Here is a 22,693-nt window from a genome sequence, read left to right as displayed (position 1 = left end):
TCTGCTGCGCGCAGGCCGCATCACCCCCGCCGTCGCCCGTGTGTTCCCGCTGGGCCTGGAGTCGGCGCCGTTCGTCGTCGCACACTCCTCCGGCGGCGACCAGTCCGTCTTCGACAACGGGCTGCCGGTCGGCCCCACCGAGTGGATCGCGAACGGCGAGCTGAGCCATCTGACGACCACCCGGCACACCGCGGGTCTCACCGGACTGCCGGTCGCGCCGGCGGGCGGGAACCTGATCCTGGACGGCGGGTCGGACCGCTCGCTGGAGGAGATGGTCGCGGACACCGGGCGCGGGCTGCTGCTGACCTGCCTGTGGTACATCCGCGAGGTGGACCCGGCGACGCTGCTGCTCACCGGCCTGACCCGGGACGGCGTGTACCTGGTGGAGAACGGCCAGGTCACCGGGCAGGTGAACAACTTCCGGTTCAACGAGTCACCGGTGGATCTGCTCGGGCGGGCCACCGAGGCCGGGCGCACGGAAAAGACGCTGCCGCGGGAGTGGGGCGACTGGTTCACTAGGGCTGCGATGCCCGCGCTGCGGGTGCCCGACTTCAATATGAGCTCTGTCAGTCAGGGCGTATAACCTCGTAGCCGGTGGTCGCGCGACCGCCTGAAGATCATCCAAGGAGATACGAGAACCGTGACGGACATCGTCGACGAGCTGAAGTGGCGGGGGCTGTTCTCCCTGTCCACTGACGAGGACGCTTTGCGCAAGGCGCTCGCGGACGGTCCCGTCACGTTCTATTGCGGTTTCGATCCGACCGCGCCGTCCTTGCACGTCGGGCACCTGGTGCAGGTGCTCACGGTGCGCCGGCTCCAGCAGGCGGGACACCGTCCACTGGCGCTGGTGGGCGGGGCGACGGGTCTGATCGGCGACCCCCGCCCGACGGCCGAGCGCACGCTGAACGACCCGGAGACGGTCGCCGGCTGGGTAGGCAGGCTCCGCGCCCAGATCGAGCCGTTCCTGTCCTTCGAGGGTGAGAACGCGGCCGTCATGGTCAACAACCTCGACTGGACCGAGGGGCTCTCGGCGATCGAGTTCCTGCGGGACATCGGCAAGCACTTCCGTGTCAACAAGATGCTGACGAAAGACTCCGTGGCCCGTCGCCTGGAGTCCGACCAGGGCATCAGCTACACGGAGTTCAGCTACCAGATCCTCCAGGGCATGGACTTCCTCCAGCTGTTCCGGCGGTACGGCTGCACGCTCCAGCAGGGCGGCAGCGACCAGTGGGGCAACCTCACGGCCGGTCTTGACCTGATCCACCGCCTGGAGCCGGGTGCCGAGGTGCACGCGCTGGCGACGCCGCTGATGACGAAGGCGGACGGCACCAAGTTCGGCAAGACCGAGGGCGGGGCCATCTGGCTCGACGCCGAGATGACGACGCCGTACGCGTTCTACCAGTTCTGGCTGAACGTGGACGACCGGGACATCTCGTCGTACCTGCGGATCCTGTCCTTCAGGTCCCGTGCGGAGCTGGAGGAGCTGGAGAAGCAGACCGAGGAGCGGCCGCAGGCGCGGGCCGCGCAGCGGGCGCTGGCCGAGGAGCTGACGACGCTGGTCCACGGGGCCGACCAGACCGCCGCGGTGATCGCCGCGTCCAAGGCGCTGTTCGGTCAGGGAGAGCTGGCGGAGCTGGACGAGCGGACGCTGGCGGCGGCGCTCTCCGAGGTGCCGCACATCCGGGTGGCCGAGCTCGGTCCGGTGGTCGACCTGTTCGCCGAGGTCGGGCTGGTGGCCAGCAAGTCCGCCGCCCGGCGGACCGTGAAGGAGGGCGGCGCCTACGTGAACAACGCGAAGGTGACCGCCGAGGACGCGGTGCCCTCCGGGGACGAGCTGCTGCACGGGCGGTGGCTGGTGCTGCGGCGGGGGAAGAAGAACCTGGCGGCCGTGGAGGTCGTGGGTTCCTGAGCGCCACAGGGGTGCGGGGTGTTCTCCCCGCACCCCTGTGCGGACGCTTCGGGCCCCGTGCGGCCCCGGGGACCCGGGCTCAGGAGGTGCCGTACTTTCGCTTGCCCAGCGTCGCCATGTAGACCATGTCGCCCAGGGCCACGATGATGATCGCGGCGATGAGCTGGAAGAGGTGGCGCGTCCAGTCGATGCCCCTCGTCGACGCCACGCCGAACGCGCCGGCGATCGCGTTGCCCGCGATCGCGCCCAGCATGCCGAAGATCGTCGTCAGCCAGAGCGGGCTGTGCTGCTTGCCGGGGATGACCGCTTTCGCGATGAGGCCCAGCACGAAACCCACGATGATCGCCCACAACCAGCCCATGGCTGCCTCCTCGTCCGGCTCGACGTGAGCATTACGCCAAGTCTCGGCCCGCACGCCGTACGGCGCATGTCGGTGCATCCGTACGCGGTACGGCGCAGGGTGTTCACGCAGGCGGGTGGGCGCCCCGGTCTCGAAGGCGGCGCAGGCGCGGCGTACCGTGGAAAGGGTCCTGGCCCGGTTCCCCGAGCGGGTGCGGACGGGGTCAGGGCCGGGGAGAGTCCGATGCGGGCGGATGGTGGATTGTGACGCGGAAGCAGCGCGGCGACGGCAACGTCCAGGTGTTCCGGATCACCGGGGCCCGTACGGGCCTCGCGGAGGACGTGCGGGGCCGGCAGCGGAGGTACGTCATCTCGATGACGGTCCGCACCGTGTCCGTGATCCTCGCGGCCACGCTGTGGAACGTCGAACGGTACGTGGCCGTCGTGGCGTTGGTGCTCGGCGCCCTGCTCCCCTATGTCGCGGTCGTCATCGCCAACGCGGGACGGGAACGGCCGCCGTCGCTTCCGTCGACGTTCGGTGTCGCGCCCACCAGGCTGATGATCACGCCGCCGCGGACGGAGGACCCGCCCGCGGAAACCGTCCCGAAGGACGCGCCGGCGGACCCGTCGGCCGGGGTGCGCGGCGAGCGGCCGGAGTCGGTCTGAGCATCGGGGACGCGGTGCAACCGGACGACGGCCACCCACAAAGCTCAAGAAAAGCTCAGATCAATCATGCTGTTCCAGTGCCGGGCCGAGGGTGACCCATGACATACTTCGTACGCGCTCCGCATCCCCCGTCGGAGCGACGGACCGACGCCGGGCAGCTCCCCCCGTGGCTGCTCGGCGTCGCCTTGTGTGCGGGACTTTCTTGCGAGACGAAGCAGTGAGTGACGTCATCTGTTCAGCGAAGGGCTGCCGGGCCGCCGCGGTGTGGGTGCTGGCCTGGAACAACCCGAAGATTCACACGCCCGAGCGGCGGAAGACCTGGCTCGCCTGCGAGGAGCACCGGGAACATCTCGCGCAGTTCCTGGGGGTGCGGGGGTTCCTCAAGGACGTCGTGTCCCTGCGGGAGTGGGAGTCGGCCGAACAGTAGCCGGCGCTAGCCGCCGATCGCGGACATCGGCCGGTCCGGCTGGATGAACGAGGGGTCGTCCAGGCCCGCTCCCGCCTTCTTGCCCCACATCGCCAGCCGCCAGATGCGGGCGATCTCCTCGTCCGGCGCTCCCGAGCGGAGCGCGCCGCGCAGGTCGGTCTCCTCCCGTGCGAACAGGCAGGTCCGTATCTGGCCGTCGGCCGTGAGGCGGGTGCGGTCGCAGGCCGCGCAGAACGGGCGGGTGACGGAGGCGATGACGCCGACGCGGTGCGGTCCGCCGTTCACCAGCCAGCGCTCCGCCGGGGCCGAGCCGCGGTCGTCCGCGCCCTCGGCCGTGAGGTCGAAGCGGGTGCGCAGCGAGGCGAGGATGTCGCCGGCCGTCACCATGCTGTCCCGCTTCCAGCCGTGCTGGGCGTCCAGGGGCATCTGCTCGATGAAGCGCAGTTCGTAGTCGTGGGCCACCGCCCAGGCCAGCAGGTCGGGGGCCTCGTCCTCGTTCAGCCCCGGCATCAGGACGGTGTTGACCTTGACGGGGGTGAGGCCGGCGTCGCGGGCCGCCCGCAGGCCGTCGAGGACGTCGTGGTGGCGGTCCCGGCGGGTGAGGGTCTTGAAGACGTCCGGGCGAAGGGTGTCGAGCGAGACGTTCACCCGGTCGAGGCCGGCCGTTTTCAGGGCCGCGGCGGTCCGGCGCAGGCCGATGCCGTTGGTGGTCAGGGACATCCGGGGGCGGGGTTCCAGGGCGGCCACCCGCGCCACGATGCCGGTCAGTCCCGGGCGCAGCAGCGGCTCGCCACCGGTGAAGCGGACCTCCTCGATGCCCAGCAGCCGCACGGCGACGTCGATCAGGCGGACGATCTCGTCGTCGGTGAGCAGGTCGGGCTTGGCCAGCCACTGCAGGCCCTCTTCGGGCATGCAGTACGTACAGCGCAGGTTGCAGCGGTCGGTCAGCGACACTCGCAGGTCGTACTCCTGGCTCGCGTACCGGACGCTGACGGAACACCACGGGCACCTCGTGGAGCGGCTGGAATGGCTGCCGTTCTTCGAACCGGACGAGACCAGCGCGCGGATGCTGCGAGAACGCGGCGGACGGTTCCCGTACTCGGAGATGTCGCGGGAGAAGAACCGGTACATCCTCCAGGACGTCGGCCGCATCACCAAGGCACGCGGAATCACCGTGAACTGGCCCGTCGACGTCGACCCGGTCTGGGAGGTCCCGCACCTGGGTTATCTGGTGGCGGCCCGGGAGGGCCGGGGGCACGACTACATCGCCGCGGTCTACCGGGCCCGGTTCGCCGAGGGGCGCAACGTCTGCGACCCGGAGACCGTCGCGGACATCGGCCGCGATCTGGGAATCGACCCCGAGGTGATCTCCCGCGCCCACGAGGACCCGGAACTGCGGGAGCGGGGTGCGGACATCCTGACCGAGGTCTGTACGGACGGCGTCTTCGGAGTGCCGTTCTTCGTACAGGGCTACACCCGCTTCTGGGGGCTGGACCGGCTCGACGCCTTCGTGGAACACGTGCGAACCGGGGCGGCCTCCGCGGCGTCCCTGGCACCCGCCACCGCCGGCGCGGTGGGCGTGGGCCGCTCGGCCGACGACGGCCACGCGGGTGGCTGCGGCTGACCGGCTGCCCGTGGCGCTCCACCGAGCCGCGACGAACCGTCAGTTCTAGGTCAGTGCGCTGTCAGCGCTTCGGACCACCATCGATACACGACGCTGCCCCGCCCGCTCCGGACAGCCGGACGGGGCAGCGCTTCATGCATGGCCCCGAGCCCTTGGGCGTCGAGCGCTGACCGCGCTGCGCCGGCCGGACGGCCGCATGGACCTGGTGAACCTTTTCGAGGGGATTGCAATGACGCGTGTGCCGACAGCCGGCCTGCCGCTCACCGCTGGCCAGAAGGACATCTGGTTCGACGAGAAGCTCACCGGCGGCGGTGCCACGTACAACACCGCGATCTACTGGGACATCAAGGGCCCCCTGGACCGGGAGCGGTTCACGGCGGCGCTGGCCCGGCTCGCCGAGGAGTCGGAGTGCCTGCGGACCCGCTTCTTCGAGGTCGACGGCGAGCCCCGCCAGGTCGTCGAGGACCTCTCCGAACTGCCGTTGACCGTCACCGACGTCAGCGGCGCAGCCGACCCCGTGGCCGCCGCGAACGAAGCCATCCTGGCCGACCTGCGGGTTCCCTTCACGGTGGGCGCAGACGCGCCCCTGTTCCGGTTCAGCGTCTTCGTGCTCGCCGCGGACCGCACGATCTTCTGCCTGCTCAACCACCACCTGGCGTCGGACGGCTTCAGCTACGTCATCTACTGGCAGCGGCTGTCCGCCATCTACGAGGCGATGGCCGCGGGCACCTCGCTCGACGAGGGGCGTTTCGCCCCGCTCAGCGCGCTGATCGAGGCCGAGGCCGCCTACACCGGTTCCCCGCGCCAGGACCGCGACCGGGCCTACTGGCAGGAGCACTTCGCCGACGCACCCGAACCGGTGACCCTGGCCCGCCGGGACGCCCAGCCGGCCCAGTCGTTCCTGCGGGAGGGGACCGTCCTCGCCGAGGACCTGACCGAGCGGCTGCGAGCCGTGGCCTGGGACGCCCGGGTGACCTGGCAGACCGTGCTGGTCGCCGCGCTGGGTTCGTACACCCAGCGGATGACCGGCGCGGACGACGTCATGCTGTCGCTGCCGGTCACCGCCCGAGTGGGCGGCACCCTGCAGAACATCCCCGGCATGGTCGTCAACTACCTGCCGCTGCGCCTGCGGATCGGAGCGCGGACGACCCGCGGCGAGCTGCTCGCCGCCGCGCACCAGGAGATCACCGGCGCCCTCAGGCACCAGCGCCACCGCGTCAGCAAGGTGCGCCGGGGCATGGGGCTGGCCAGCGACGACCGGCGCCCGTTCGGCCCGTTCCTCAACATGATGCCGCAGATCGAGAAGCTGACCATCGGGCCCTGCGACGCCGTCCTGCAGAGCCCCTCGACCGGTCTGGTGGACGACCTGGAGTTCACCGTCGCCGACAAGGGCGCGGCCGGCGTCGGGGTCGACCTCAGCGCCAACGAGAGCCGCTACGACCGCGACGAGGCCCGTGACCACCTGGAGCGGTTCATCGTCTGGCTCGACCGCTTCGTGACCGCCGGCGCCGATGACCGGCTCGGCACCCTGGACCTGCTGACGCCCGGCGAGCGGACTCGGCTCACGCGCGTGCTCACCGGCCCCGAACGGCCCGAACCCTACGTCGGTGTCGTCGAGCGGGTCCGTGCCCGGGCCGCCGAGCGCCCGGACGCCGTGGCCGTGACCGACGACGCGGGCAGCCTGACCTACGCCCGGTTGGTCGGCCGGGCGGGTGCGCTCACCCGACGGCTCACCGGGTCCGGTCCGGTGGCCCTGCTGGTCGAGCCCGGACGGGACTTCGTGGTCGCGGAGCTGGGCGTGCTGGGCTCCGGCCGCGCCTTCCTGCCCCTCGACGCGCGTTCGCCGCACGCCCGGCTGACCGCACTGCTCGCCGACAGCTCGGCGTCCTCCCTGGTGACCGACGAAGCCAACCGGGACCTGGCGCAGCAGCTGGCGGCAGAGGCCGGGCGGGAGCTCGACCTGCTGGTCCTGGACGGCGCGGAGGACACGCCGGAGAACCTGCCACCGGTCGCGGGCGGCCCCGGTGACCTGGCGTACGTCATCTTCACCTCCGGGTCCACGGGCAAGCCCAAGGGCGCGATGGTGCAGCGCGGCGGCATGATCAACCACTTGCTCGCCAAGGTCGAGGAGCTGTCCCTGACCCGGGCGGACAGCCTGGTGCACAACGCTCCGGTGACCTTCGACATCACGGTGTGGCAGACGCTCACCACCTTGCTGGTCGGCGGACGTGTCCGCGTGGTGAGCCGGGAGACCGCGGCCGACCCGGACGCGCTGTTCGGCGTGATCGGCGTCGAGGGCCTGACCGTACTCGAGGTGGTCCCCTCCCTGCTGCGAGCCACCCTCGACGCCTGGGACACCACCGGCAGCGCCCCGCACCTGCCCGGCCTGCGCTGGATGATCTCCAACGGAGAGGCACTCGCGCCCGAGCTGTGCGAGCGCTGGTTCGCCCGCTACCCGACCGTCCCGCTGGTCAACATGTACGGCCCGACCGAGTGCTCGGACGACGTGACACACGCCTACGTCCGGCACGGCGATCTCCTGGACGGGGCGTACGTCCCGATCGGCCGGCCGCTGCGCAACACCCGGCTGTACGTGCTGGGCGACGAACTGCGGCCGGTGCCGCAGGGGGTTCCGGGTGAACTCTTCATCGGGGGCGCAGGAGTGGGCCGCGGCTACCTCGCCGACCCGGGCCGTACGGCCACCACGTTCGTACCCGACCCGTTCGTCGGGCGAGGTGCGCGCATGTACCGGACCGGCGACCGGGTGGTCCTGCGCGCCGACGGACAGCTGGACTTCATCGAGCGCCGCGACCACCAGGTCAAGATCCGCGGCCACCGGATCGAGCTGGGCGAGGTCGAGGCGGCGCTGCGCGCGTTGGCCGGGGTCTCGGACGCGGTGGTGACCGCGAGCGCCGACCAGGCCGGCCAGAAGCGGCTGATCGGCTACTTCGTGGCCGATCAGAACGCGGAGCACGCCCCGGACGCCGACGCGGTCCGTGACGGTCTCGGCCGCGTGCTGCCCGGCTACATGGTGCCCGCGGCCCTCGTCGCCCTGGACCGGCTGCCGCTGACGGCGCACGGCAAGGTGGACCGCAAGGCCCTGCCCGCCCCCGACTTCGCCGCGCCGACCGCCGCCGTCGCCGCGCCCGAGGCGCCGCGCAGCCGTACGGAGCAGATCATCGGCGAGGTGCTGGCCGAGGTGCTCGGCCTGCCCTCGGTCGGCCGCGACGACAGCTTCTTCGCCCTCGGAGGCGACAGCATCAGCTCGATCCAGGTGGTCAGCCGGGCACGCAGGGCCGGGCTGGTCATCACCTCCCGCGATGTCTTCCTGCACCGCACGCCGGCGGCCATCGCGGCGGCTGCACAGCCCGTCGACGACCGCCCTGCGCCGGCGGCGCAGGACGGCGTCGGCGAGATCGAGCCCACTCCGATCGTGGACCAGCTCCGTGAGGAACTCGCCGGACTGCCCGTGGCCGCACGGGAGTTCAGCCAGTACGTGACAGTCTCGGTACCGGCCGGAACGGACACCGAACGGCTCACGGCCGCCGTACAGGCGCTGCTGGACACGCATGACACCCTGCGTATGCGGCTGTCCGTCCCGGCCCCCGGACTCTGGTCCCTCGAGACGCTCCCCGTCGGCGCGGTCTCCGCCGTGGACATCGTCACCCGGGTCGATGTCCGCGGCGGGGACGAGGATCCGCTGCCCGCCGAACTTGCCGCGGCACGGGCGAGGTTGCGTCCCGAGGGCGGTCTGATGATGCAGGCTGTGCTCCTCGATGAGGGCCCGGACCGGCCCGGCCGGCTGCTGATCGTGATCCACCACCTGGCTGTGGACGGGGTCTCCTGGCGCATCCTGCTGCCCGACCTGGAGGCCGCGTGGAACCAGGTGACGCAGGGCCGGCCGGTGCGGCTCGACCCGGTCGCCACCTCCTACCGGGGCTGGGCCCAGGCCCTGTCGCAGGAGGCCCGCACCGCCCGACGGGCCGGTGAACTGGCCTGGTGGACCGCGCAGTCGGAGCCCGACGGGCCGCTCCTCGGCACCCGGGCCCTCGACCCGGCCCAGGACACCCACGCGACGGCCGGCCAGGTCACGATCGAACTGTCCGCCGAGCAGACCGCCGAGCTCCTCACCGCCGTCCCGGCGGCCTTCCACGCGGAGGTCGACGAAGTCCTGCTGACCGGCCTGGCACTGGCGATGGCCGACCGGCGTCGACAAAACGGTGCCCCCGCCGCCGCCACGGTCATCGAGTTGGAGGGACACGGCCGCGAACCGATCTCCGGCGAGCCGGACCTCACCCGCACCGTCGGCTGGTTCACCAGCGTGTACCCCGTCGCCCTCGACCTCGGCGACCTCGACCGGACCGAGATCGCGGACGCGGGTGCGAGCTGCGGCAGGGCGCTCAAGCGCGTCAAGGAACAGCTGCGCGCCGTGCCGGGCCACGGTCTCGGCCACGGCCTGCTGCGGCACCTCAATCCGCAGACCGCACGCGTGCTCTCCCGGCAGCCCGTACCGCAGATCGGCTTCAACTACCTCGGCCGGTTCACCGCCGGCACGGGCCGGCCCTGGCACATGGAGTCCGGCGCCTCCGGCCAGAGCGCCCACCCGGACACCCCCCTGCGTCACCCCCTGGAGGTCGTGTCGGTCACCGAGGACCGCCCCGGCGGACCGGTGCTCTCGGCGACCTGGACGTACGCCGGCGGGCTGCTCGCCGAAGACGACGTCCGGACGCTGGCGGAGGGCTGGTTCCGCGCCCTGCGCCTGCTGGCCGAACACGCCCGCCGCCCGGGGGCGGGCGGCCGCACCCCCTCCGAGTTCCCGCTGGTCGCGGTGGACCAGGACGAGATCGAGGCCTATGAGCGCGGCGTCGGGGAACTGACGGACATCCTGCCGCTGTCCCCGCTGCAGCGCGGTCTGCTGTTCCAGGCCGAGTTCGACCGGCACGGGATGGACGCCTACACCCTGCAGGTCCTCATGGACATCCGGGGCCCGCTGGACAAGGTGGCGCTGCGCCGGGCGGTGACGGCTCTGCTGGAGCGCAACGACGCCCTGCGGGCCTGCTTCCGCGACCGGGACACCGGCGACCCCGTGCAGGTGATCCCCGGATTCGTCGAAGTGCCCTGGTCCGAGGTCGACCTGACGGACATCGCGAAGGACAGCCGTGCGGACGAGGCGGTCCGGCTGACCGACGCGGAGTGGCTGCGCCGGTTCGACGTGGCCGAGGCCCCGCTGACCCGGTTCACCGTCTACACCCTGGGACCGGACCGGTACCGGGTGGTGTGGACCGCCCACCACATCCTGGTCGACGGCTGGTCCCTGTCGGCCGTCCTCGCCCAGGAACTGGTCACGCTGTGGGCCAACGGCGCCGACACCTCTGCGCTGCCGCCGGTCGCCTCGGTGCGCGGCTACCTGGAATGGGCAGGGGCGCAGGACAAGGACGCCGCCCGGACGGCCTGGCGGCAGGAGCTGGCCGGAGTGGAGGAGCCCACCCGGCTCGGCCCCGCCGACCGCGCCCGGGTCGAGACGCTGCCCGAGACCTGCACCATGGAGCTGTCCGAGGACCTGACACAGGCACTGACCTCGTGGGCCCACGCGCGCGGCCTGACCATGAACACCGTCGCGCAGGGCGCCTGGGCGGTGGCCCTCGGCCGGCTGACCGGCCGCCGGGACATCACCTTCGGCGCGGTCGTCTCCGGACGCCCCGCCGAACTGCCGGGCGTGGAGCAGATGGTGGGCTCGTTCATGCACACTCTGCCGGTGCGGGTGACCCTGACACCGCAGGCCACGCTGGAGGAGATGCTGGTCGACCTGCAGTCCCGCCAGCTCGCCCTCGAACCCCATCAGCACCTGGGCCTGGCCGAGGTACAGCAACTCGCCGGGGTCGGGGAGCTCTTCGACACCGTGGTGAGCTTCCACAACTACCCGACCGGGGTGCTCGACCGCATCGGCGAGCACATCCCCGGGCTGTCGATGCTCGTCTGGCAGGCCCGGGTGATCGCCGAATACCCGCTCGCGCTCGGCGTCTTCCCCGGCGCCGGACTGCGGCTGGAGGCGCAGTACCGCTCCGACGTCTTCGACGCCCAGGACGTCGAGGGGATCGTGCGCCGCTTCGTCCATGTCCTCGAAGCGCTGGTCGCGGCGCCCGGTGCCCGGCTGAGCACCGTGGACGCACTCGGCGACGAGGAGCGCGGCCTGCTGCTCGGGGACTGGGCCGGTCACCCGGCGCCGCTCGCGTCGCGTCCCGCGACCGAGGTCTTCGAGGAGCACGCGGCCCGGACGCCGCATGCCGTCGCGGTCGTCGACGGCGACGACGAACTCACCTACGCGGAGCTCGACTCCCGCGCCAACCGGCTGGCCCGCCTGCTGATCGAGCGCGGCGTCGGCCCCGAGGACCTGGTCGCGGTGGCCCTGCCGCGCTCGGCCACGATGGTGGTGGCCGCGCTCGCCGTCCTCAAGGCGGGCGCCGGCTATCTCCCGGTCGACCCCGCCTATCCCGCGGACCGTGTCGCGTACATGCTTGAGGACGCCCGCCCGGTCGCCGTGATCACCACGGAGGAGATCGCGGCCGGCCTCCCCGGCACGCCGGCGGCCGTCGTCACCGTCACCACCGGCAGAACTCCCGGCGGCCTCGCGCGCTTTGCCGACCACGATGTCGTCGACGCCGAGCGCCGCGCCCCGCTGGACGTCCGTCACCCCGCCTACGCCATCTACACCTCCGGCTCCACCGGGCGGCCCAAGGGGGTCGTCGTGGCCCACCAGGGCCTGCTGGCGATGGTCGCGAGCCTGGTCGAGCGTTTCGGGCTGGACAGCGACACCCGGGTGCTGCAGTTCGCCTCGTTCAGCTTCGACGCGTCGGTCTGGGAGATCATGCTGGCTCTGCTCAACGGCGGCACCCTGGTGATCGCCGACGAGGAGTGCCGCACGCCCGGCCGGCCGCTGGTCGATCTCATCGACAAGGCCCGGGTGAACCTGGCCGGTCTGCCGCCGGTGGTGGTGGGCGGACTGCCCGAGGGCAGCACCCTGCCCCCCGACCTGAGACTCGCGGTGGCCGGCGAGGCCGTGCCCGCCGAAATCGTCGAACGCTGGGCGTCGAGTGTGCGTCTGTACAACGGGTACGGCCCGACCGAGGCCGTGGTCAGCGCGACGGTCGCCGGCCCGCTGTCCGGGACCGGCCGGCCACCCATCGGCCACCCGACCTCCGCGCACCGTGTCTACGTCCTGGACCGCGACCTGGTGCCGGCCGCGGCCGGTGTGACCGGCGAGCTGTACGTCTCCGGCGGCCTCGCCCGCGGCTACCTGCGTCGGCCCGGCCTCACCGCCCAGCGGTTCGTCGCCGACCCGTACGGCGCTCCCGGCGAGCGGATGTACCGCACCGGCGACCTGGTACGCCGGCTGGACGACGGCCGACTGGACTACGTCGGCCGGGCCGACGACCAGGTCCAGCTGCGCGGCTTCCGCATCGAGCTGGGGGAGATCTCCTCGGTGCTGCTGGCCCAGGAGGGCGTGGCCCAGGCTGCGGTCACCGTGCGCGAGGACGAGAGCGGGGACCGGCGGCTGACGGCGTACGTCGTCCTCGCTGACGAGAACGCCGTCACCGAGGGGCTTCGCGAGCGGCTGGCCGGCGAACTGCCCGACTACATGGTCCCCTCCGCGATCGTGGCCCTGCCCGAACTGCCGCTGACCCCCCAGGGCAAGCTCGACCGCAAGGCGCTGCCCGCGCCGAGCGCGCACACCGCGACGCAGGGACGTGAGCCCCGCAATCCCGTCGAGGACGTGCTGTGCGGTCTGTTCGCCGACGTGCTCGGCCTGGACCGGGTCACCATCGACGACGACTTCTTCGACATAGGGGGGCACTCGCTGCTGGCGACCCGGTTGGTCAGCCGGGCCCGCACGGCGCTGGGCGTGGAACTGCCCATCCGTGCGCTGTTCGAGGCGCGCACGGTGGCCGCTCTGGCCGGGCAGCTGGACACCACCGAAGCAGCCCGTCCCGCCCTGGCACCCGCCCCTGCGCACGCCGGCCGACCGCTGTCCTTCGCCCAGCAACGGCTCTGGTTCCTCAACCGCCGCGAGGGGCGCTCCACCGGCACCTACAACTCGCCGATGACCTTCCGGCTCGCCGGGAAGCTGAACGCCGAGGCCCTGCGGGCCGCACTGCGGGACGTCGCGGCCCGGCACGAGGTGCTGCGCACGGTGATCCCCGAGACCGACGGCCTGCCGTCACTGCGGGTGCTGGACACCGACGACGGTGCTCCGGAGCTGAAGGTCCGGGCCTTGTCCGAGGACGGTCTTGCCGCCGCCCTCGCCGCCGAGTACGACCTCGGCTTCGACCTGACCCACGAGACGCCCTTGCGGGTAAGGCTGTTCAGCCTCGGCAAGGACGAGCACGTGCTGCTGCTGGTTTTCCATCACATCGCCTTCGACGGCTGGTCGATGGCACCGCTGCTGGGCGACCTGTCCACCGCCTACCGTGCGCGGTGCGCCGGCGCGGCCCCCGACTGGGCGCCGCTCCCGGTGCAGTACGCGGACTACGCGGTCTGGGAACGGCAGCTGCTCGGCTCCGCGGACGACCCCGACAGCCATCTCTCCCGGCAGCTGGACTTCTGGAAGGAGACGCTGGCCGGGTTGCCCGACGAACTGGCCCTGCCCGCCGACTTCCCACGGCCCGCGGTCAGCGGCAACTCCGGCGGCGAGGTCATGTTCGACCTCGACGCCGACCTCTACGCCTCCCTGGTGGCTGTCGCCCGGCAGGCCGGCGCCACCGAGTTCATGGTGCTCCAGGCCTCGTTCGCCGCCCTGCTCACCCGCCTCGGCGCCGGGACCGACATCCCGGTCGGCACCTCGGTGGCCGGACGCACCGACGACGCGCTGAACGACCTGGTCGGCTTCTTCGTCAACTCCCTGGTGCTGCGCACCGACACCGCGGGCGACCCGGCCTTCACCGAACTGCTGGCCCGGGTCCGGGAGACCGACCTGGCCGCCTATTCCCATCAGGACGTGCCCTTCGAGCAGATCGTGGACGCGCTCAACCCACCGCGCTCGCTGTCCCGGCACCCGCTGTTCCAGGTCATGCTGACGCTGCAGAACAACGAGGACGCGCCGCTGGTGCTGCCCGGCCTCACGGTGCGCCCCGCCTTCGTCGAGTCCGGCCGGATCAAGGTCGACCTCGCCCTCCAACTGTTGGAATGGCCCGAGGACGGCTCCATGCGGGGCCTGCTCGGCTACAGCACCGACCTGTTCACGCGGGCCACCGCCGAGCGCGTCGTGGCCGGCTTCGTACGGTTGCTGCGCGAGGTGGTCGCCGACCCGGACGTCCGGCTCAGCCAACTGGACGTGCTGGGCGACGACGAGCGCGCCCAGGTGCTCACCGGGTGGAACGACACCGCCCGCCAGGTACCCGACTCCACACTGCTCGAACTGCTCGCCGCCCAGGCGGCACGCACCCCGGACGCCACGGCGGTCCTGGCCGAGTCCGGTTCCCTCACCTACGCGGAGCTCGACGCCCGCTCCAACCAGCTGGCCCGGTGTCTGATCGAAGCCGGTGCCGGCCCGGAGAAGGTCGTGGCGCTCGCCCTGCCCCGGTCGCCGGAGGCGGTCGTCGCGGTGCTCGGTGTCCTGAAGTCCGGTGCGGCCTACCTGCCCGTCGAGGCCGATGAACCCGTCGAGCGGGTCAAGCGGATGTTCGCCGGGGCCGCGCCGCTCAGGGTGATCACCACGGGTGGCCTCGCCCGGCGGATGCTGGCCACCGGAACGACCCCGGTGGTGGTCGACGGGCCGGCCGTGAAGGCCGCGTCGGCGGCGGCGGTCACCGATGCCGACCGTCCGGATCCCCTGCGCCCGGCCCATCCCGCGTACGTCATCCACACCGCCGGCGCGGGCGGCCGGTTCAGGGGCGTCGTCGTCGAACACCGTGCGGTGCTCAACTACCTGGCCTGGGCACGGGAGACCTACCACCGCGTCGGCGACGACGTGCTGCTGGCCACCCCGCTGTCCTTCGACGTCTCGGTCACGGGACTGTTCCTGCCGCTGGTCACCGGCGGTACCGTACGCCTGGCCGAACTCGCCGAGGACGACGCCGTCGCGCGTGGCGGAGCCGCGTTCCTCAAGGGCACCCCGAGCCATCTGGCGCTGCTGGGCGCGCTGCCCGACGGCTGCTCACCGAGGGGCGAACTGGTCCTCGCCGACGAACCCGTGCGGGCCGAGCGGCTGGACGAGTGGCGCGCCGCCCACCCGGGGGTCCGGGTGGTGACCGAGTTCGGCCCGACGGAGGCCACCGTCGGCGCCCTGACCTGGACCGTCGAGCCCGGTGAGGAGACCGGCACCGGCGTTCTGCCGCTGGGCCGGCCGATCGGCAACGTACGGGCGTACGTCCTGGACTCCCGGCTGGGACCCGTCGGCACGGGCGTGCCCGGCGAGCTGTATCTCGCCGGTGACGGCCTGGCCCGCGGCTACGTCGGCAGTCCCGCGGCGACCGCCGAACGCTTCGTGCCCTGCCCCTACGGCCCGCCCGGCTCCCGGATGTTCCGCACCGGCGACCTGGTGAAGTGGGGCGCGGACGGCGGCCTGCGGCATGTGGGCCGCTCGGACGACCAGGTGCGGGTGCGCGGCTTCCGGGTCGGCCTGCGCGAGATCGAAGAGGTGCTGGCATCTCAGGCGGCGGTGGACCGGGCCGCGGTGGTGGCCCGCGCGGACCGTCCGGGCGACGTCCGGCTGGTGGCGTACGTCGTGGCCGCCGACGGGGCGGTGGTGGACACCGCCGCTCTTGCCGAGACCGCCCGATCGGCGCTCGCCCCCTACATGGTGCCGTCCGTGTTCCTGGTGGTGGACGCCCTGCCGCTCACCGCTGACGGCCGGGTGGACCGGGCCGCGCTGCCCGCTCCGGAAGGGGTGCGGGACACGGCCGGGACCGCACCGCGCGACGAGACCGAGTCCGTGCTGCACGACATCGTCATCGAGGTGCTGGGGCTGGCCGGGATCGGGGTGGAGCAGAGCGTCTTCGACGTCGGCATGGACAGCATGAAGTCGCTGCTGCTCGTCAGCGAGGCACGCAAGGCCGGGCTCGACGTCACCGTCGCCGACGTCTTCGTGCACCAGAGCGTGGCCGAACTCGCGGAGATCTGCCGCGGCGGCCCGGTCGAGACCGCCACCGGTTCGGACCACCGCAGCGGCGCGGAGCTGATGTCGCAGGCGCTCGCCGCCCCGGCGGAACCCGACATGGCCGATCCGTTCAGCGCGATGCTGTGCATCAGGCCGACGGGCTCCCTGCCACCTGTGTTCTGCGTGCACAGCGGCGTCGGCTTCAGCCTGCCGTATCTGCCGCTCGCCCGGCACGTCGGTGCCGAGCACCCGATCTACGGCATCCAGGCGCCCTGCGTGGTGGACTTCGCGCCGCTGCCCGGGTCGGTCGAGGAGATCGCCGGCGACTACATCCGCATGATCAAGGAGGTTCGGCCGGAGGGCCCGTACCACCTGCTCGGCTGGTCGTTCGGCGGCACCGTCGTCTACGAGATGGCCGTCCAGTTGCGGAGCGCCGGAGAGGAGGTCGGCGTGCTCACTGTCCTCGACGCCTATCCGCGCACCGGGGTGCCGGACGACCGTGAGGAACAGTCGCTCTACGCCTGGCTGCTGGAAGGCATCGGGCACCATCGCTCCGAGTTCGGGGACCGGGACCTGACCGTCCAGGACGTCTTCGAGACCCTGCGCCGCGACAACAGCCCGCTGGCCCGGATGGGGGAGCGGCGGATGGCGGCGATGGTCGACCTGATGAGCCATCACCAGACGCTGAAGTCCCAGTACGCACCCGGGCGTTACGAGGGGAAGATGCAGCTCTTCGTCTCCGAGTCGCCGCTTTCCGACGGCGAGCAGGCCGACAAGGTGGGTCTGTGGAAGCCGGTCTTCGACGGACCGCTGGACGTCCACCACGTCGCCTGCACCCACGACGAGATGATGAGCCACGGACCACTCCAGGAGATCGGCCCGGCCGTCACCGCCGAACTGGCGCGCTGGCACGCCGAGGACGAGGGGCGGCGGTCATGACGGCCGTCGCCGCCCGGCCCGCTCCCGTGGCGGCCCTCCCCACCGAGATCTTCGCGGTGACCGGTCGCCGCCTGCGGCACCTGCGGCGGGCACCCGCCAGGGTGCTGGGCGTGGCGCTCAGCCCGCTGGTGAGCATGGTGATGCTCGGCTACCTGTTCCGGGACTCCATCACCCTGCCGGCCGGCGGCACGTACGGGGAGTACGTCTTCGCCGGCGGCGCCGTCCAGGTGGCCCTCGCCTGTGTGGGGCCCACCGCCGTCTCCGTGGCGTTGGATTTGCACGGCGGCATGACCGACCGGTTCCGCTCGTTGCCGATCAGCCGCTCGGCGGTGCTCTTCGGGCACACCCTGGCGGACCTCCTGGTGGGTCTGCTCGGGCTGACCGTCGTCACCGGCGCCGGGTTGCTGCTCGGCTGGCGCCCGCACACCGGGCCGGGTTCCGTGCTCGCCGGCTTCGCACTCATCGCCGTGTTCGTCTACGCGATGCTGTGGCTGGGCGTGCTGTTCGCGCTGACCCTGCGCAACGTGGAGACGATCAGCGTGATCACACCCTTCGTGGTGATCGTGTTGCCCTTTCTGTCCAACGCCTTCCTGGCCCCGCAGAACATTCCGTCGCTGATCCGGCCGGTCGCGGACTGGAACCCGGTCAGCGCCGTGATCGCCTGCTGCCGCCGGCTGTGGGGCAACCCCGCGAGCACCGGCGGAACCTATCCCGCGGACCACCCCTGGCTGGTGGCCGCGGTGTCCCTGGGCCTGCTTCTCGCCTTCTGCACGCTGGTGAGTCTCCGCCGCTACCGCACCGCGCATGCCTGACCCCTGGAGAGAGACAGCACATGACCACCTCACCACGGCAGACCGTGGACGACCCGGCCACGGTGGACCTCACCGATCCGCAGACCTTCCTCGACGTGGACCTGACGGACATGTGGCGCAGGTTCCGCACGGAGCAGCCCGTCTTCTGGCACCGGTCCACCGAACGCGGCCCCGGATTCTGGGTGATCTCCACCTACGACGACGTCGTCTCCCTCTATCGGGACAACAAGCGGTTCACCTCCGAGCGGGGCAACGTCCTGGCGACCCTGCTCCAGGGCGAGGACTCCGCCTCGCGCAAGATGCTCGCCGTCACCGACGGTGTACGGCACCGCGAGATCCGCAACCTGATGCTCAAGTCCTTCTCGCCCCGGGTGCTGGAGCCCGTGGTCGAGGGCGTGCACCGGCGCACCCGGGCCCTCGTCGCCGAGGCACTCGCCCACGGTCGGCTGGACTTCGTCACCGACGTGGCCGACCACATCCCGATCAACACCATCGGCGACCTCATGGACGTCCCGCACGAGGACCGTGAGCAGCTCGTCGCCTGGAACACCAAGACGCTCTCCCGGCACAGCGCCGACGACAGCGAGACGGAGGAGTGGCTCGCCCGCAACGAGATCCTGCTCTACTTCTCCGAGCTGGCCGCCCGTCGCCGCCGCCACCCCGGCGACGACGTGATCAGCGCCCTGGCCACAGCCACCGTCGACGGCGAACCACTGACCGAGGACGAGATCGTCTTCAACTGCTACAGCCTGATCCTGGGCGGCGACGAGTCCAGCCGCATGTCCTCGGTCGGCGGCCTGATCGCCCTGGCAGAACACCCGGAACAGTGGCGGGCTCTGAAGTCCGGCGCGGTGAGCGTGGACAGTGCGACCGAGGAGCTGTTGCGCTGGACCACCCCCGCCATGCATTTCGGCCGCCGCGCCCTGGTGGACGTACCGCTGCGTGATCAGGTCGTCCGGGCCGGCGACGTGGTCAGCCTGTGGAACAGCTCGGCGAACCTGGACGAGACGGTCTTCACCGACCCGGACGTCTTCGACCTGGCCCGTACCCCCAACAAACACGTCGCCTTCGGCCACGGCCCGCACTTCTGCCTCGGTGCCTTCCTCGGCCGCGTCCACGTGAACGCGATGCTCGACGCGCTGCGCACCCAAGTGGCCGGCATCCGGCTCGACGGGCCGCCCGAGCGGCTCTTCTCCAACTTCGTCAACGGCTACAGCGGCCTGCCGGTCGAACTGACCGCCGAGCGGGCCGCGGAAGGGAGTGCCGCATGAACGGCAGCACGGACATCGGCATCGGTGCCATCCACTGTCTGCTGCCCGACACCAGGGTGGCCGTCGAGGACCTCCCCGAGTTCGCGATGCTCGACACCGCTTCGGCGGACTTCGCCCGGGGCAGCGGGGTACGGACCGTCGGGGTCTTCGACGAGAGCGAGCAGGCGCCGCTCGCCGCCCGGGCCTGCCGGGAACTGTTCGAGGCGCATCCGGGGGAGCCGGACGCCCTGCTGCTGGTGGCGCCGCGGGCCCCGGACGTGCTGCTGGGCTCCGATGTCTGCCGGGTGCAGAGCGAAGCGAAGCTCACCTCCGCATATCCCCTCACCATCGAGGGGCTGGGCTGCACCGGGTCCAGCACCGCCTGGGCCCTCGCCCGGGATCTGCTGATCGCGGACCCCGGCCGTGAGCAGATCGTCATCACCCACGCCAGTCGCCCCACCGGGGTCGACCGGATCCGGTTCCCCGTCACCGTCGTGGGCGACGGCGCGTTCGCCATGACCATGGTCCGGGGCGGCCGGCCCGTCCTGCGGGCCCATCGCGAGCAGGCCGACGGCAGCTTCCACGACCTGTTCCGCGTCGAGTACAAGGAGACCCCCTGGTACGAGTGGCGTGAGGTGTGCCAGGACCTGTCGCGCTACCGCCTCACGCTTGCCACCCTCAGCTCGCGCAGGCTGGGCGCGATGGTGGACCAGGTTCTCGAGGACGCCGGGGTGGGCCGGGACCGGGTCAGGACCACGCTGATGCAGAACGTCACCGCCGCCGCCTACGACTTCTACACCACCCTGCTCGGCCTGCCCATCCACCCCGTCTGCGGCCGGCACCTCGCCGAGTACGGCCACCTGGGCGCCGCGGACGTGGTGCTGAACCTCGACGCCCTGCTGCGGAGCGGCGAACTGGACCGCGGCGACCTGGTGCTCGTGCTCAACAACAGCCAGGTGGCCGCATGGGCGGTGACCCTGTGGGAGGTGTGAGCCGCCCACCGCTTCGGACCCCGCTCCCCGACCACGGAGAAGACTGATGGATTTCGCACCCACGCCAGAGCAAGGGGCGCTGCGCGAGAAGGTGGTCCGGTTCGCCCGTGACCACCTCGGTGCCCAGGTGGCCGAGCACGATCGCGACGCCACGTTCGACGAGAGCGGCTGGAAGGCCTGCGCCGAATTCGGCGTGCTGGGCTGGCCGATCAAGAGGGAGTACGGCGGTGGCGGTCTGGACCCGCTGACCGCGATCATGGCCTACGAGGCGCTCGGCGAAGGCTGCGTCGACAACGGCCTGGTCTTCGCGATCAACAACCACCTCTTCGCCTGCGCCGTCTACATCGCCGACCACGGCACCGAGGAGCAGCGCAGCCGCTGGCTGCCCGCGCTCTGCGACGGCTCGTCGGTCGGCGCGCACGCCCTGTCGGAGCCGGAGACCGGCTCCGACATGCTCTCCCTCACCACCACCGCCGTCCGTGACGGGGACGGCTACGTGCTGAACGGGACGAAGAAGTTCATCAGCAACGGCCCGCGCGCGGACCTGTTCATCGTGTTCGCCCGCACCGGTGGCGACGACGTCGCCCCGCAGCGCGCCCTGTCCGCCTTCGTCGTCCCGGCGGACACCGCCGGACTCACCGTCCGGGACATCCCCAAAGCGGGCCTGCGGGGCACCCCGATGGGCGAGATCACCTTCGACGGCTGCGCGGTCGGAACGGACCAACGGCTGGGCGCGGAGGGAGCCGGGTACCAGCTGTTCACCTCCACCATGGAGTGGGAACGCGGCTTCATGTTCGCCAGCCAGGTCGGCGTGCTGAGCCGGCTCACGGACCGCTGTGTCGCGTACGCCACCCGCCGCCGCCAGTTCGGCCGCCCCATCGGTTCGTTCCAGTCCGTCTCCCACAAGATCGCCGACATGCGGGTCCGCCTGGAGCTGGCCCGGCTGATGCTCTACAAGGTGGGCTGGCTGCGCTCCGAGGGCCGCCTCGCGATGCAGGAGGCGTCCATGCTGAAGCTCTACGTCAGCGAGGGCCTGAAGGCCACCGCGCTCGACGCCATGCAGATCCACGGCGCCCGCGGCTACACCGAGGAGCTCGGCATCGAGCGGGAGGTGCGGGACGTGCTCGCGGGCACGATCTACGGCGGCACCTCGGACATCCAGCGGTCCATCATCGCCGGCCTCATGGGCCTGCCGGCGACTGCGTGAGGACGAGAGGCCGACATGCACTCATACCGACTCGCCCTCGACGAACCGGTCTCGGGGGCCCATCTCGACGAACTCAGCCGACGCGTCTACTACATCTCCGAGGCCATCACCGGCTTCCGCCTGGTCCCCGGCGACGGTGACGCGGTCGACGCCGTCGAGGTGACCACCGAGCACCCGGTCGACGAGGAGGCCCTGGGCAAGAAGCTCCGGCACGTCGTCGACACCGAGGTGCGCCCCCAACTGCCCACCCCGCCCAAGGTGCTCTGGCGCTCCGCCGCCGACCGCACCCCTCCCGGTGACACCTTCGAGGCGCTGCTGGCGGACGGCGTGGTGCACGAGATCGGACCCGGGCAGGTGGCGCTCGGCGCCCCGGCCCTGGCCGCGCTCGACGCGCTCGACGGACTCCTGCGGGACATCATCCGCGAGGAGTTCGGGGCCCATGAGTACCGCTATCCGACCCTGCTGCCGGTCACCGCGCTGCACCGCAGTGGGTACCTGTCCTCCTTCCCGCAGCACATGATGTTCGCCGCCCGGCTCGACGGAGACGTCGACACCTACCGGGCCTTCGCCGAGGAGGTCGGGGCGCGGGACACCATCGGGGACCGCGTGCTGCACCGCTGCGCCCCGGTGGACAGGTGCCTGCCGCCGACCATGTGCTACCACACCTTCGACCAGTTCGCCGGGAGCACCCTCCCCGACGAGAACACGGTGGTCACCGCCAAGGGCGGCTCCTTCAGGCACGAGTCCCGCTACCACCGGACCCTGGAGCGGCTGTCCGACTTCACCATCCGCGAGACGGTCTTCCTGGGTACGGCCGGGTTCGTCCGCGAGGCCCGGGACCGGTTCCGCCGGCGCGCCGTCGAACTGGCCGAACGGCTCGACCTGGCCGGCCGGGTCGAGGTGGCGAGCGACCCCTTCTTCGCCGGAGCGGCGACCGCGGCCCAGGTCTCCTCGCAACGTCTGCTGGAACTCAAGCACGAACTCCATCTGGACGTCGGCCCCGGGAGCAGTATCTCGGTGGGCTCCTTCAACCTGCACGAAAAGCACTTCGGCGACGCCTTCGGCATCAAGGGCCCCGACGGCGCCACGGTGTACTCCGCGTGCGTCGGCTTCGGCCTGGAGCGGTTCACCTACGCCGTGCTCTGCCAGTACGGCTGGGACGTCGCCGACTGGCCGGCCCCGCTTGCCGAGCGGTGCCGCACCACCTCACCTCGATCCAGCAGGGGAACACGATGACTGATACCAGCCCGATCCGGCGCGTCGCCGTCCTGGGCGCCGGCACGATGGGCGTCGGCGGCGCCCACGCCTTCGCCGCGGCGGGCTTCTCGGTGGTGCTCGTGGACACCACGGACGCCGCCCTGTCCCGGGCCCGTGACCTGATCGGACAGAACGCCCGGCTGTACGGGATGCTCGACCGCGAGCTGGCCAAGAGCACC

At 71.7% G+C, this 22,693-nt stretch carries 14 protein-coding genes; 12 read left to right on the top strand and 2 right to left on the bottom strand.

All coding sequences use genetic code 11. From position 1 onward, the window contains the following. Together ABZ646_RS15325 and tyrS are read left to right on the top strand one after the other, a co-directional pair. The coding region (locus ABZ646_RS15325) for a metallopeptidase TldD-related protein (protein ID WP_360518184.1) at positions 1 to 583 on the top strand (583 nt) is incomplete at its 5' end. Between the two features lie 57 nt (positions 584 to 640). Continuing rightward, positions 641 to 1,909: a tyrosine--tRNA ligase gene (gene tyrS / locus ABZ646_RS15320; protein ID WP_360518181.1), complete on the top strand. Its 1,269-nt coding sequence runs from the start codon at positions 641 to 643 to the stop codon at positions 1,907 to 1,909. Positions 1,910 to 1,988: 79 nt separating this feature from the next. On the opposite strand, the gene ABZ646_RS15315 is transcribed toward tyrS, so the two are convergent. Further along, positions 1,989 to 2,270, bottom strand: coding sequence for a GlsB/YeaQ/YmgE family stress response membrane protein (locus ABZ646_RS15315; protein WP_360518190.1), 282 nt, complete (start codon positions 2,268 to 2,270; stop codon positions 1,989 to 1,991). A 242-nt stretch (positions 2,271 to 2,512) separates the two neighbouring features. Between ABZ646_RS15315 and ABZ646_RS15310 the strand changes: the two genes are divergently transcribed. Both ABZ646_RS15310 and ABZ646_RS15305 read left to right on the top strand, forming a co-directional pair. Then, positions 2,513 to 2,914 (top strand): DUF3099 domain-containing protein, encoded by a 402-nt coding sequence (locus ABZ646_RS15310; protein ID WP_360518178.1) that lies wholly within the window; start codon positions 2,513 to 2,515, stop codon positions 2,912 to 2,914. A gap of 217 nt (positions 2,915 to 3,131) precedes the next feature. Continuing rightward, entirely contained in the window at positions 3,132 to 3,341 is a 210-nt protein-coding gene (locus ABZ646_RS15305; RefSeq protein ID WP_360518175.1) for a hypothetical protein, read from the top strand. Positions 3,342 to 3,347: 6 nt separating this feature from the next. Here ABZ646_RS15305 and moaA read toward each other — a convergent pair whose 3' ends face one another. Continuing rightward, positions 3,348 to 4,301, bottom strand: a complete 954-nt coding sequence (gene moaA / locus ABZ646_RS15300; RefSeq protein WP_360518187.1) for a GTP 3',8-cyclase MoaA — start codon at positions 4,299 to 4,301, stop codon at positions 3,348 to 3,350. Here moaA and ABZ646_RS15295 point away from each other — a divergent pair. The 8 genes from ABZ646_RS15295 to ABZ646_RS15260 form a co-directional block, all read left to right on the top strand. After that, positions 4,252 to 4,965: a DsbA family protein gene (locus ABZ646_RS15295; protein ID WP_360518172.1), complete on the top strand. Its 714-nt coding sequence runs from the start codon at positions 4,252 to 4,254 to the stop codon at positions 4,963 to 4,965. The two genes, moaA and ABZ646_RS15295, sit on opposite strands and share 50 nt — an antisense overlap. 238 nt (positions 4,966 to 5,203) lie before the next feature. Beyond that, the gene (locus ABZ646_RS15290; RefSeq protein ID WP_360518169.1) at positions 5,204 to 16,996 is read left to right on the top strand and encodes an amino acid adenylation domain-containing protein; all 11,793 of its coding nucleotides are present in this window, start codon (positions 5,204 to 5,206) and stop codon (positions 16,994 to 16,996) included. After that, positions 16,993 to 17,808 (top strand): ABC transporter permease, encoded by an 816-nt coding sequence (locus ABZ646_RS15285; RefSeq protein WP_360518166.1) that lies wholly within the window; start codon positions 16,993 to 16,995, stop codon positions 17,806 to 17,808. The genes ABZ646_RS15290 and ABZ646_RS15285 overlap by 4 nt, the downstream gene beginning before the upstream one ends. A 20-nt stretch (positions 17,809 to 17,828) precedes the next feature. Next, entirely contained in the window at positions 17,829 to 19,079 is a 1,251-nt protein-coding gene (locus tag ABZ646_RS15280) for a cytochrome P450 (RefSeq protein ID WP_360518163.1), read from the top strand. Beyond that, positions 19,076 to 20,050, top strand: coding sequence for a 3-oxoacyl-[acyl-carrier-protein] synthase III C-terminal domain-containing protein (locus tag ABZ646_RS15275; protein WP_360518160.1), 975 nt, complete (start codon positions 19,076 to 19,078; stop codon positions 20,048 to 20,050). Before ABZ646_RS15280 ends, ABZ646_RS15275 begins: the two co-directional genes overlap by 4 nt. A 46-nt stretch (positions 20,051 to 20,096) precedes the next feature. Then, complete coding sequence (locus ABZ646_RS15270; protein ID WP_360518157.1) at positions 20,097 to 21,257, top strand: acyl-CoA dehydrogenase family protein; 1,161 nt, start codon at positions 20,097 to 20,099, stop codon at positions 21,255 to 21,257. A gap of 15 nt (positions 21,258 to 21,272) precedes the next feature. Next, on the top strand, positions 21,273 to 22,493 hold the full coding sequence (locus ABZ646_RS15265) for a hypothetical protein (protein WP_360518154.1): 1,221 nt from the start codon (positions 21,273 to 21,275) through the stop codon (positions 22,491 to 22,493). After that, positions 22,490 to 22,693: 3-hydroxyacyl-CoA dehydrogenase NAD-binding domain-containing protein (locus ABZ646_RS15260; protein WP_360518151.1), on the top strand; the 204-nt coding region annotated here is incomplete at its 3' end. The genes ABZ646_RS15265 and ABZ646_RS15260, both read left to right, overlap by 4 nt.

Origin of the sequence: Streptomyces sp. NPDC007162 (assembly GCF_040634175.1) — a bacterium.
Lineage (GTDB): Bacteria > Actinomycetota > Actinomycetes > Streptomycetales > Streptomycetaceae > Streptomyces.
This window is presented reverse-complemented; position numbering and strand designations above follow the sequence as displayed.